Genomic DNA, 14,076 nt, shown 5'->3' with positions numbered 1-14,076 from the left:
GCTGACTTTTTTGAACATCCTGACGAGCTTGCTTTGCTGCACCGGTTGAGTAAAACTAAACCGGTGTTAGCAAAGGCTGTTTGATGAAACAATGAACGAGGCCTAAACTAATCGTTTAATTAAGTCACTAATATTCATTATTATTTAATTTTATAGTCATATTAACTCTATAAACTCTAACCTCCACTATATGCCGCGAGGAGTCCTGAATGATGATTGCCGTATCGATTGATCCTGAAGAACTGAAGCTAATGGATGCTTATTGGCGTGCCTGCAACTATTTGGCTGTTGGTATGATATACCTACGCAGTAACCCTTTGCTAAAAAAGCCACTGGCACCAGAACAGATTAAAAACCGCTTATTGGGCCATTGGGGGGCAAGTCCAGGGCTCTCGTTTATGTATGTCCATATTAATCGTATTATTCGCCATCACGATGTTAATGCCATCTTTTTGGCCGGTCCCGGTCATGGTGCCCCTGGTGTGTTGGCACCGGTCTATCTGGAAGGAACCTACTCTGAGATCTATCCAGACAAGAGTGAAGATGAGAATGGCATGCGTCGCTTCTTTAAACAATTCTCTTTCCCGGGTGGTATCGGTAGTCACTGTACGCCGGAGACACCTGGATCGATTCATGAGGGTGGAGAGTTGGGATACAGCATCTCCCACGCCTTTGGAGCTGCATTTGATAACCCAGATCTATTGGTCACAGTAGCCGTAGGCGATGGCGAAGCTGAAACGGGTCCTCTGGCGACCTCATGGCACTCCAATAAATATCTTAATCCGGTGCGTGATGGTGCTGTTTTGCCGATTTTGCACCTTAATGGCTACAAAATAAATAATCCAACACTGTTGTCACGCATACCTCATGAAGAGCTAGCGGCACTAATGCAAGGCTATGGTTGGGAGCCTCACTTTGTCGAAGGCAGTGATCCAATGGCGATGCACCAGGCAATGGCCGAAACAGTGGAGATCTGTTATCAGAAGATTACAGCTATTCAACAGCAGGCACGCAATGGCGGGCCAGTTAAACGAGCCATCTGGCCGATGATTATTTTGCGTTCTCCTAAGGGATGGACTGGTCCACAAACCGTTGATGGTCATAAAGTAGAAGGGTTTTGGCGTGCCCATCAGGTACCACTTACCAAAGTTAAAGAGAGTGACTCAAGACTGAAACAGCTCGAAGCGTGGTTTAAAAGTTACCGTCCTGAAGAGCTGTTTGATGATCAGGGGAAGTTGATACCTGAGCTAAAAGCGTTAGCGCCCAAAGGGGAACGACGCATGAGTGCTAATCCACATGCTAATGGAGGATTGCTGCGAAAAACACTTAATCTACCCGATTTTCGTGAATATGCTCTATCAGTACCCCAGCCTGGTATCGATAGAGCGGAGAATACCCGGCCATTAGGGCGTTATTTGCGTGATATTATGGCTAATAATATGCACAATTTTCGCGTTTTTGGTCCCGATGAAAACACCTCTAATAAGTTGAATAATATTTATGAGGTGAGTAAAAAGTTGTGGCTTGCTGACTACCTGCCCGAAGATGAAGATGGCGGTGAACTAGCTAGTGATGGTAGAGTATTGGAGATGCTATCAGAGCATACTCTGGAGGGGTGGTATGAGGGGTATGTTCTTAGCGGTCGCCACGGTTTTTTTGCCACTTATGAGGCGTTTGTCCATGTCATCGACTCCATGTACAACCAACACGCTAAGTGGTTAGCTATTTGTGAGGAGATCCCTTGGCGTGCCCCGATCTCGTCTATCAACCTTCTCATTACCTCTACCGTATGGCGACAGGATCACAACGGCTTTACCCATCAGGATCCGGGTTTTCTCGATGTGGTTGTGAATAAAAATCCAGAAGTTACCCGTATCTATCTGCCACCTGATGTCAATACCCTACTCTCAGTCGCTAACCACTGCATGCGTAGCCATGATGACATTAATGTTATTGTTGCCGATAAGCAGCAGCATCTGCAATATTTGAGCATGGATGAAGCGATAAAACACTGTACTAAAGGGATAGGTATCTGGCGTTGGGCCAGTAATGATGCAGGGTGTGAACCCGATGTCGTCATGGCGGCTTGCGGCGATATTCCAACTAAAGAGGCACTAGCCGCCACGGCACTATTGCGTCAACACTTTGATGATATCAAAATCCGTTTTATCAATGTTGTTGATCTATTTCGGTTACAGTCAGAGGGCGAGCATCCGCACGGTCTATCTGATCGTGATTTTGACTCCCTGTTTACCAAAGATAGACCCGTTATCTTTAATTTCCATGGTTACCCTTGGCTTATTCATCGTCTCGCCTATCGCCGTACTAATCACTGTAATCTTCATGTAAGAGGCTATAAGGAGAAGGGAAATATCAATACACCGTTGGAGTTGGCAATTAGTAATGAAATTGATCGCTTTAGTCTTGCTATTGATGTCATTAATCGTGTGCCACGACTACAGGTGGCGGGTGCGCATGTTAAAGAGCAGTTACGAGATATGCAGATAGAGTGCCGAAATTACGCCTATGAAAACGGCATAGATAAGCCAGAAGTTGATAACTGGGTCTGGCCTGAAGAGTTAACTGATGAGGAGGGGAAGTCTAATGGCTAAGCAGAGTGAAGTACCTCATGAACACACTCGTACTGGTATGTCAGTCGATGCATTAAAGCGGGCTTTTAACGACAATCTTTTCTATCTGCAAGGGCGCTTTTATGATGTTGCCAGCATTCATGATCAGTATATGGCGGCAGCCTATACTGTTCGTGACCGTCTTTTGGAGCGATGGATTAAAACGGCTCAGATCTATAAAAATAAGCGGGCACGCACTGTCTGCTATCTCTCTGCTGAATATCTTCCAGGCCCCCATTTATTAAATAATCTAATAAATTTAGGTATTGTAGAAAATGCCCGTAAAGCTGGAGATGAGCTGGGTCTCGATTTCGATGCGATTATTGAACAAGAGGAGGAGCCGGGATTAGGCAATGGTGGGTTGGGTCGATTGGCTGCCTGCTATATGGATTCGCTCGCAACACTGCAAATTCCCGCCATCGGTTACGGTATTCGATATGAGTATGGTATTTTCGATCAGGCCATTGAGAACGGTTGGCAATCAGAGGTTACTGACCACTGGCTACGCAATGGAAATCCATGGGAGTTACGACGTGCTAAACTCCGTTTTCCAGTCCGTTTTGGTGGTTCTGTGTCGGCTCGAACAGATGAAAATGGTCGGTTGAAGATTGACTGGAATGCGGCTGAAGTCGTTAATGGTGTCGCTTACGATACACCGATTCTTGGTTATGGCGTCGATAATGTCAATCTACTGAGATTGTGGAAATCGGAAGCGTGTGAGTCGTTCGATTTTCAGGCTTTTAATACGGGTAACTATTATGAGGCAGTGAACAGTCAGGTTACCGCCGAAAATTTATCTAAGGTGCTCTACCCGAATGATGAGCCAGAGATCGGTAAGGAGCTACGACTCAAACAGCAGTACTTCTTTGTCTCCTGCTCACTACAGGACATGGTACGGTTGCAACGGCAGACAACGGGATCTCTCGAACAGTTTCACCATAAATTTGCCGCTCAACTTAATGACACCCATCCGGCAATAGCGATTCCTGAATTAATGCGTATATTGCTTGATGAACACAATATGGATTGGAAACTGGCTTGGGATATTACCCGCAATACCTTTGCCTATACCAACCATACTCTCCTTCCCGAAGCCCTAGAGAGTTGGCCTGTTGATCTGCTGGAGCGCATTTTACCGCGTCATATGGCGATTATTTACGAAATTAATAGCCGTTTTCTCGATAAGATTCGTTATCGTTATTTAGATGATGTGGATCGAATTGGTCGTCTGTCACTTATCAATGAGCAGGGTCGTCGTTCAGTACGCATGGCACATCTTGCCTGCGTCGGCAGTTATGCAATTAATGGTGTTGCTAATCTCCATAGCGAGCTACTTAAATCTACGGTTTTAAAGGATTTTTACGAGCTGTGGCCAGAGAAATTTAGCAATAAAACTAATGGCGTTACTCCGCGCCGTTTTATGGTATTAAGCAATCCTCGTTTGGCAGATCTGCTTAATCAGACTATCGGTAGTGGTTGGATTCGTGATTTGAATCAACTGCGTCAACTTGAGAGCTATGCTGAAGAGGAGCCATTCCGTCAGCAGTGGCGAGAGACTAAATTGGCGGCAAAGCAGCATCTGGCTCATGTTATTATTGAACGCACCGGTATTCGTGTCGATCCAACTGCGTTATTTGATGTTCAGTGTAAACGCATTCATGAGTATAAGCGTCAACATCTAAATGTACTGCACATTATTGCACTCTATGAGCAGCTCAAACAGAATCCACATCTGGATATCCCTGCCAGAACCTTTGTCTTTGGTGGCAAGGCTGCACCAGGGTACTTTATGGCAAAGTTAATCATTAAGTTTATTAATGCTGTCGGTGAGATGATTAATGGGGATCGCACCATTAATGATCGAATTAAGGTGGTCTTTTTCCCCGATTTTAATGTTCAAAACGCACAACATATCTATCCAGCCGCCGATCTCTCCGAACAGATATCGACTGCGGGTCTGGAGGCATCAGGCACGGGAAATATGAAATTTTCGATGAACGGTGCACTCACCATCGGTACTCTGGATGGTGCTAATATCGAAATAAGAGAGGAGGTTGGTGCAGATAATTTCTTCCTTTTTGGCCACACCGAACAGGAGTTACGCCAATGGCGAAATAGCGGTTACTATCCAGAAGAGCAGTACCGCCAAAATGAACATTTGCGATCAGCTATCGATCTGGTTCGTTCCGGTTTTTTCTCCCGTGGCAATTCACAACTGTTTCAACCGATTGTCGATAATTTGCTCTATGATGATCGCTTTATGCTGTTAGCCGATTTTCAATCTTACTTTGAGGTACAACAGCATGTATCAAACGCATTTATGGATAGAGCACACTGGGATAGAATGTCGATATTAAATGTAGCTAGAATTGGTAAATTCTCCTCCGATCGTGCCATTCAGCAATATTGCGATGAGATATGGCATGTGGAGCCATGTGCGGTTGAACGGCTTGACAAGATAAAACAATAGACTTTTCTCAGTAAAGCTGATCCTTTCCAAATTTGGGTGTACTCCATTAGCGAGAAGGTGGTGTAACAGCGTAATTGATATTAATAAAATGGATATATTTGAGTCTCTATCTATTTTTTGTTTAAATTTTTCAGAGTAAATGTAACTCATGCTATTCGCGACACAGCGAATAGTCCTTGGGTCGTTTGTTGCTATCGTTTCTCATTAAATAGGAAGGCTCAAATCCAATTTGAGGGAGGTAGGGGGGAGGGCTTATTAGCAACGCGCTGCTAGATGCCTACCGCAACACTATGCTCTAGCCTATCATCTACTAGGGGGATATCTCCCTTACAATCGATGCCATCCACTTTGACCCCTTGTTCATGTTCGGTAACACGCTTAACGGTGATGTGGTAAAAGGTATTCTGATAACGGTAGTGGATCTTATAGCTCTTCCACTCTGCAGGGATGCACGGGGTAAGGCGTAGATGGTCAGCTTCACGGTGCAGGCCGAGTAGTGTTTCGATGCTGAGGCGGTACATCCAGCCCGCCGCCCCTGTGTACCAGCTCCAGCCGCCTCGCCCAGTGTGGGGTGGGGTGGCGTAAATATCGGCACACATGACATAAGGTTCGACCTTGTAGCGCTCCATGTCGTTCGCATGGCTGCTATGGTGGATGGGGTTAAGCATGGTAAATAGCTCCCAAGCGCGTCGATTATCGCCTAGCTGAGCGAAGGCGGTAGCGGCCCAAATGGCGGCATGGCTATAGTGACCACCGTTTTCGCGCACACCGGGAAGATAGCCTTTGATATAGCCCGGCTCTAGGGTAGAGTGGTCGAAGGGCGGATCGAGAAGTTGTATCAGACAGGTGTCGCGGTGGACTAGGCGTTCGTCGAGTGAATCCATCGCTTGGCGGGCGCGGATCGGATCGCCACCGGCAGAAATTACCGCCCAGCTTTGGCTGATAGAGTCGATTTGGCACTCATCGTGGCTGGCAGTGCCTAGTGGGGTGCCGTCGTCGAAGTAGGCGCGTCGATACCAAGCGCCATCCCAAGCGTGGGTTTCAATATGATTGCGCAGGGTTTTTGCCTCAGTTTGACACAAGTTGGCAAAATCTGGATCGTTATGGCTTTGTGCTAATTCGGCGAAGCGTTGCAGGTTATCGTATAAAAACCATGCTAGCCAGACACTTTCGCCTTTGCCCTCATGGCCGATCCGATTCATGCCATCATTCCAGTCGCCACCGCCTATCAGTGGTAGTTGGTGGGCACCGAAGCGCAGGCCGTGTTTGATGGCGCGGACACAGTGTTGATACAGGCTGGCAGTCTCTGAAGAGCGCTGCGGTTGGTCGTAATAGGCCTCTTCTGCTAGACTCAGTTCACGCCCCTCTAGGAAGGGTACTGACTCATCGAGAATCGTGCTGTCGCCGGTGGTTTTGACATAGTGGCAGGTGGTGTAGGGGAGCCATAGATAGTCATCAGAGAAGTGGGTGCGTACCCCTTGGCCATTGGGCGGATGCCACCAGTGCTGTACATCACCTTGGAGAAATTGGCGTTCGGCACAACGCAGTAGCTGTTCACGCACTAACCACGGAGTGGTGTGTAGCAGAGCCATACTATCTTGTAGTTGATCACGAAAGCCGTAAGCGCCGCCCGATTGGTAATAACCGCTGCGTCCCCATAGGCGAGAGGAGAGGGTTTGATAGAGCAACCAGCCATTGCTAAGAGTATCTAAAGCACGATCAGGGGTCTCTATATGTACCGCACCGAGAGTGTGGTTCCAGTAGCTCCATACCGCTTCTAAGGCTTGTCGCGCTCCTGCTGAGCCGCTAAATCGTTGAATAAGTTGCCGTGCCTCGTCATGGTTGCGGGCGGCACCGAAACTAAACACAATCTCAAGCTGCTGTTGATCGCCTAGTTCGAGGGTACTCTGGATAGCTGCGCAGGGATCGAGTCCTGCCCCGCTCTTGCCCGATAAGTGGGGAGAGCGCATCGCGGCAGGGTGGGCTAGAGAGCCGTTGCGACCGATGAATTCAGCGCGGTCACCGCTTAGGGTGCGTTCGCGCTCGCTAATTTGAGCAAATACCAGACGATTAGCAGACTCAGGATGATAGGGGTTGTGGGCGAATAGTGCGCCGCTATGAGGATCTATCTCGCTGACGATATGCATTAGGTTAGCATGGCGAAGTTCGCCTAGTACTAGCTCCCAGTAGCCGGTCAGTGAGAGCCGACGACTGCGCCCAGAACGGTTGTGTAGCTTGACTACAGCGAATTTAACCGCCGCATCCATTGCTACATAGATAGACATCTCGGAGACGATACCGGCCTGCTCATGCTCAAAGATGCTATAGCCAAAACCGTGTCGGCAGACATAGCCTGAGGTGCCGCGAGCGGGAGCGGCGCTAGGTGACCAGAATGCGCCGCTCTCCTCATCGCGAAGATAGATTGCTTCACCACTGCGATCACTAAGAGGATCGTTGTGCCAAGGAGTAAGACGAAACTCATGGGCATTCTCTACCCAAGTATAGGCATTACCGCTTTCACTCACTACTGTGCCGATATGGGGGCTAGCGATCACATTCACCCATGGCGCGGGAGTGGTTTGAGTGGGTTCTAGCATGATCACATACTCATGGCCATCAGGGGTAAAACCGCCTAACCCGTTGCAGAATATCCGTTCACGAGTTGGGAGTGGCGGTGGAGCTATTTTATCCACTGTTAGGTTATAGGAGTCGAAACGCTCAGCTAGCGCTGTTGTCGGTACCCGCACAGGTTCACCTAGTGTTGCTGTCTCGCTGTCGTTGAATACTATGAGAGCAACGGTCTGTAATAACACCCGCTCATCTTCAGAGAGCTCTTCGGCACGTAGTACAAAAACTCCACCCAATTTACCGAGGGTGTAGCCATCGTTTTCAGTATGAATGAGGTTGATAATCAGATCTTGCAGCAGAGCACGATAGCTGGAAAAATCTTCATTAATAATGATTAAATCGGCACTCAATCCCTTCATGCGCCAATAGGCGTGGGCTTGTAACCCCTGTTTGACCAGATCGATATGGTTTAGATCACCCATTCGTAGTAATACAATGGGTAGATCGCCGGAGATGGCAAATCGCCATAACCCTGCCTGTCCCATTTGGTTGCGGGCAGTGATGCTAGGTGCTGCGCGGCGTAAAGCGGTGCTAAATATCACCGAAGTGGCTAACCGTCCATACCGTTGGGCATCGGACTCGTTAATAGTGAGGTGGCGCAACACCTCTTGGCTCTGAAACCAAGCCATCTCAAAGGCGCGTTCAACAAAGTGTCGATCGCAATATTTATCCAAAATAGGGAGCGTGGCTTCGCGAGACTGGGCAATACCGGTGATAAATTGTAGTGTGGCGGATTGATCAGGTTCTAGGGTGAGGGTAGAACGAATCGCCATGATAGGATCGAGCACCGCACCTGCAACATTCGAGAGTCTTGCTGGATCGCGTCGAGTCATCGCTAACGGTGCGGCTGTATTACGACCTCGGCCAATAAATTGCGCACGATCGGTTTCGTACGAGGCTTTATCGCACACTGTGCTAGGTAGAGCGAGTAGATGAAATAGCCATGGATTCGACTCATCTGTAGATCGGGGGCGACGGGTGCAGAGAATCGCTTGGCGCTCAGCGAGAATTTCACTCTGTACAAACAGGTTGCTAAAGGCACGGTGGGATAGATCGGCACTTGGTGGTGCTAAGACGACTTCGGTATAACTGGTCACTTCAATATGACGGGTGCGAGAGGAGAGGTTAGTTAGGGTCAAACGGCGAATCTCTACATCATCCTCCGGTGATACGCAGATCTCGGTGTGAGCTTCAATGGCATGATCTAGCCGTCGGTACTCAGCCCGAGCTTGAACAAAAATCGCCTCATAGTGATCAGCTTTACAGCGTGTTGGCTGATAGGCGCTCGACCAATAGTGTCCACTGTCGCGGTCGCGTAGATAGATAAAACTGCCCCAGTCATCCATGGTGGCATCTTCACGCCAACGGCTAAGGGCTAGATCGTTCCAGCGGCTATAACCACCGCCAGCGTGAGTGGTCATCAGATGGTAACGACCGTTAGATAACAGATGCACCTCTGGTACGGGGCAGTTAGGGTTGTTAAATGTGCGGGTAATCGCCCCCTCTTCGGCACTGAGCGGGCGGGCGGCAGAGGTCACTTCAGCGGTGTGCGGATGGAGCATTGTGCCGCGTTTTGGTACTCGCTCTTGTAGTAGTAGCGCTGTTGCTTGTACAGAGGGATCGGCCATAAAACGGCGCTGCATCGGCTGCTCTAGCAATACTTGGGCGAAGGCTAATAGACTCATGCCTTGATGGTGCGTCATGAATGAGCGTACTACCGCATGATTTTTACCGCGTAATAGTCGCGATGGAGTGTAATCAATCGCTTCGTAAAAGCCGTAAGCGGCGAGAAACCCCGAGGCCGCTAAACGCTCTAAGTTGCGGCAAGCTTCACGCGGTAGGATCGTCAGTGCTAAGGCGCTAGCATACGGTGCGATTACCAAATCATCAGCTAATCCGCGTTTAAATCCTAGGCCAGGAACACCAAAGGCACGATATTGGTAGCTCTGCTGAATATCGGTGGCATTATAACCCGATTCGGAGATTCCCCACGGGACGGCGCGTTGTCGTCCGTACTCAATTTGGCGATACACGACAGCTCGGCAAGTTTGCTCTAATAGGGTGTGGGGATAACTCGGCATCAGTAGTTGTGGCATTAAATACTCGAACATTGAGCCGCTCCAAGAGATTAAACTCACCGTGCCACCATGACTTGTAAGTAATCTACCTAGGGCAAACCAGTGTTTTTGTGGCAATTTTCCTTGAGCAACAAGAAGAAAACTAGCTAGCCTTGCCTCAGAGGCTAGTAAATCATAACAAGCTATATCTCGGCGTCTCTCGCCTACATCATAACCTATGCTTAATAAGTTGCGGGAAGAGTCGTAAAGAAATGAAAAATCAATCTGTGCTAATTGATGACAACACGCCTTTAATTCCTCTATCATTGCAAGCTGTTGTCGTGCTGTAGCGCTGGCCGCAGGATAGATAGAGTGGGTGGCTAGTTCTGTCAGTGTCGGGAGGGTGTCAAGATAGGGTGGTGAGACCCCATTAAGCTCATTACGCAGCGAGCGTGTCTGGGATATAAACGCCTGTGTCCATGAGCGTAATTCGCTGTTAATCTCTGTAGGAAACTCGCTTAATAGGACGCTAGCTAAGTGGTGAACGGTGTCGAGTCCCTCAATGAGAGCGGATAAGGTGGCGGAGGGATCGAGAGATAATCTCTCCGCTATCGCGCTAATTTGCTGTGTTACCTTAGGTGCAACTCTCGCTGGTAACTGCTCTATCACCACCTGTAGGGTATCGCGTAGGCCCTGTAGGGCATGGGTGGGGAGTATTGTTTGGTGCGGTAATTCGGTTAAACCGGCTTGTAATGTTAAGAGAGAGCCGGCTAGATTGCCGCTATCGACCGTCGAAACATAGCGTGGTGATAAGGGGAGAAGGGTATCGGTGGCATACCAGTTGTAAAAGTGGCCTCGATAACGCTCCAGTTTTGCTAGAGTCGCCAAAGTCTTATCTAATCGTTGCAGTAGTTCTGTGGTGCCAATATAGCCAAAATCGTGCGCCGCTAGATTGGCAAGTAGTCCCATGCCGATGTTAGTCGGTGAGGTGCGTGCAGCAACGACGGGGATCGGATATTCCTGAAAGTTATCGGGTGGCAGCCAATGGTGGTCGGCATTGACAAACTCGGCAAAATAGCGCCAAGTGCGTCGTGCCGAGGTACGGAGAAAGATCTGCTGTTCAGCGCTCAAATTCATCTTTGGTGTCCCTGTCTGACGACTCAAACTCCACCCTAACAGTGGTGAGACTCCCCAGAGGGCGACGACTCCCCACCAGCCTAGCCAGAGGGGGTGATTCCAGAGTGATATAGCTAGGACTCCTGCTAGTAGCGGCGCGATCCACATCTCTCGAATATATCCTAATAGCGAACTATTGCCGTTTCTACGGGTGTAGGCGGGTAGTTGCCAGAGTAGTAGCGTGCGTTGGGTAAACACCATTCGCACCCCTGATACGCGAATGGCATCGAGGCAGAGGAGGGTATCATAAGGTAGCAGTACCAGTGTTAACAGGGCTTGGGAGAGGGGGTGGCTAGCAGCGTGGCGCGTAAGGTATAGATGAGTGCGCCAGTCGCGCCCTCGCGGTTGGCGAATGAAATCGGTGACCACTCCCACGATTGCCGGTAAGAAGATTACCGCTACAGCGAGTCCCATCCAGAGATCGCCTGACGCCGATAGTGTGCCTCCGAGTAGCAGTAGCAACAGGGCAGGCGATACAAGGCTACGGCGCAGATTATCGAATATTTTCCAGCGTGATAAGGGGGTCAATGGATTCGGCCCGCTACCCGATTTTAGTGGTACCTCTGCTCGTAACCACTTCGCCACCTGCCAGTCTCCGCGAATCCAGCGGTGGCGGCGGCTAGCTTCAACGGCATAACTGGCGGGGTGCTCTTCAATCAGATCGATGTCGGTCACTAGGGCCGCTCGCGCATACGCGCCTTCGAGTAGATCATGGCTGAGAATTAAATTATCAGGAAATTGACCGTTCACCGCTTGACGAAATGCATCGAGATGATAGATCCCTCACCGAACATATCTTGATAGACATCAGAGACTTCACGGGAGTAGGGATCGATTCCCGATTCTCCAGCGAACAGTTGGCTAAATTGTGATTGGCCGGCACTGCTGAGACTAATGGCGGTACGCGGTTGCAAAATGGCGTAGCCTTCGACTACTCGTCTCTGTGTCGCATCGTAGAGTGGACGATTAAGAGGATGGGCTAGATTGCCTATTAAAGCGTGGGCACTATCGCGAGGTAGTTGGGTGTCGGTATCGAGGGTAATGATATATTGAATCGAGCTAAATAGGGTGCGTTTACCAACGATGGCTGTGAAGGCTGCCTCATCACCGCCGCGTAGTAGATTATTAAACTGCTCTAATTTGCCGCGTTTGCGTTCATAACCCATCCACACATTTTCGTGCGGATTCCAGCATCTAGGGCGGTGTAACCAATAGAAAATCCCCGGGCGTTCTAGCTCGTAGCGTTGATTGAGCCGCTTAATTGCCGCCTCTGCATAGGTGAGTAGCGCCTCATCACCAGGGAGTGTCTCGGTAGAGGCATCGGGGAGATCGGTGAGCAACGCAAACCAGAGATTTGGATCTCGATTCCCCAGATAGCGAATCTCCAGGCCCTCTAGTCGATGATCAAACTCTGCTGTGGTACTGAATAGAGTCGGTACCACCACCATCGTTCGGTGAGTCTCTGGAATACCGCTAGCAAAATCGATGCGAGGTAGCGCTCGTGGCGGCAACCACATCGTTACTATGCGGTTCACCAGTGGGACTGCTAGGGCAGAGGTGGCAATTAAGCTAGGCAGAACCAATAGTAGCATGTACCAATTAGATTCAACACCGCTTAACCATAAGCTTAGTGCGGTTAATAGTACGCTTATTAATAAAATCGGGGTGAGATAAAAACCTAGTCGAAACCGTCGTAGTGCTCGCCGTGCTCTGCTATACCAAGATACGCCTCCCCCTATCGCACGCTCTAACGATGGGCGGCCACGATCAAGCAGGTAGTAGCCGACATGGGCGCTACGATCCTCTCCTCCTCGCTCTTTTGCCGCCTGTTGTGCTAAAAGGATCGCCTGCTGTGCTACTGTAACTTCGGTGTCGATTTTACCGTGAGCATACTTTCGAGCGATAGCTTCAATGATGTGACGATAGCGGTCGCGGGTAGCGAAATCTTGGGCGCGGTGCATCCCTGCCGGATCTTGGCACAAGATCTCTTCTACCACGCTGAGTGACTCGACATAATCGCGCCAATCCATTGCGCCGATAAAGCGCAGGCTGCTAATACTATTGGCAATCGAAATTTGATAGGTAGCCGCTCTCTGTGCCGCTATTGCCGACAATCGGGCAGCCGTGACACCTTGATCGAGTAATTTTTGCGCAACCCAAGTTTGAATAAAGCCTAGTGCGGAACCTTGCGTTTGAAGACGAGCATAAAACTCCTCCACAAATGCTGCGGTTAGCGGCACATCGGCATCGGCAAATTCGGCGAGTAGCTGAATGAGCTGTTTAGGTGTCGCCTCTGCAGTAGCCAATATTCGCGCTGCCCAAGTGATAGCCGCATCACGCTCTTGCCGTCGCTGCGCAATGCGCTGTGCGACACGGCGAATATTCTCTAGTAGGGCTAACTGTAACATAATTGGAAATGCCCACAGCTCTCCCAATTGCAAGATACTCACACGCTGATATGCGGCTAAAAATTGGCTGCAATTGTCGCTATCAATGCGACCATCCATGTGTGAAATTAGCTCTATTGCCAAATCATAAATTCGCGGTAATCCAGCGGATGGCCCCTGTGCTAAATGGGGTAGCTGCCGACTGTAACCACGCGGCAAATGTTGTCGTGCCTGAATAATCTGCTGCTCGATGAGGTAAAAGTTATCTAGTAACCACGCCTCTGCTGGCATCAACTGCTGTCCTGGTAGAGCCGTAGCTGTAACGATTTTATAGGCAGCTAGCAGGACTTGCTGGTTATCTGCTAGACGCAATAGTAGGTAGTCTGTTTTCGTTCGAGAGTCGATGTGGTGTTGCTCCGCGAGCGTCATCGCATGGCGTTTAAGCTGTTCGATACTAAACAGCTCAGCGTGTAGCAATTCGGACTGTTGAGCATTAAGCAACGCCTGCGGCGCTGAAGAGCGAAATGTTTTGGTAAACATAAAGAGATCCCCTAGTTTAGGGTAGGATGGGCAAGCCCGCAGGAGGGAGGAGGTGGGTGAAGGGGAGGGCGAATGGTGGCGACATCTGTCTAATAGCTAAGAGTTTACGCTCACTGGAGCAACAAAGCATCTCTTTTTCAGAATAGCGATCGGTATCCGCTGCGCACAGACTCTTTTCTGCAAGGGCG

General features: G+C 49.4%; 2 protein-coding genes and 1 pseudogene. 2 read left to right on the top strand and 1 reads right to left on the bottom strand.

Annotation, left to right across the window (positions count from 1 at the left end; translation table 11 throughout):
- Positions 1 to 209: 209 nt before the first annotated feature.
- Both D5085_00360 and D5085_00355 read left to right on the top strand, forming a co-directional pair.
- On the top strand, positions 210 to 2,612 hold the full coding sequence (locus tag D5085_00360) for a phosphoketolase family protein (protein QEP41731.1): 2,403 nt from the start codon (positions 210 to 212) through the stop codon (positions 2,610 to 2,612).
- Positions 2,605 to 5,100, top strand: a complete 2,496-nt coding sequence (locus D5085_00355; GenBank protein ID QEP41730.1) for a glycogen/starch/alpha-glucan phosphorylase — start codon at positions 2,605 to 2,607, stop codon at positions 5,098 to 5,100. Before D5085_00360 ends, D5085_00355 begins: the two co-directional genes overlap by 8 nt.
- 269 nt (positions 5,101 to 5,369) lie before the next feature.
- Here D5085_00355 and D5085_00350 read toward each other — a convergent pair.
- Positions 5,370 to 13,825 (bottom strand): annotated as a pseudogene (locus D5085_00350) (cyclic beta 1-2 glucan synthetase).
- Between the last annotated feature and the right edge of the window lie 251 nt (positions 13,826 to 14,076).

Source organism: Ectothiorhodospiraceae bacterium BW-2 (assembly GCA_008375315.1).
Classification (GTDB): domain Bacteria; phylum Pseudomonadota; class Gammaproteobacteria; order Thiohalomonadales; family Thiohalomonadaceae; genus BW-2.
The sequence above is the reverse complement of the archived record's forward strand: the minus strand, read 5'-3'. Positions and strand labels throughout refer to the sequence as shown.

Coding starts and splice junctions, on each gene's coding strand:
- D5085_00360 (QEP41731.1), top strand. CDS start 210: ATGATGATTGCCGTATCGATTGATCCTGAAGAACTGAAGCTAATGGAT.
- D5085_00355 (QEP41730.1), top strand. CDS start 2,605: ATGGCTAAGCAGAGTGAAGTACCTCATGAACACACTCGTACTGGTATG.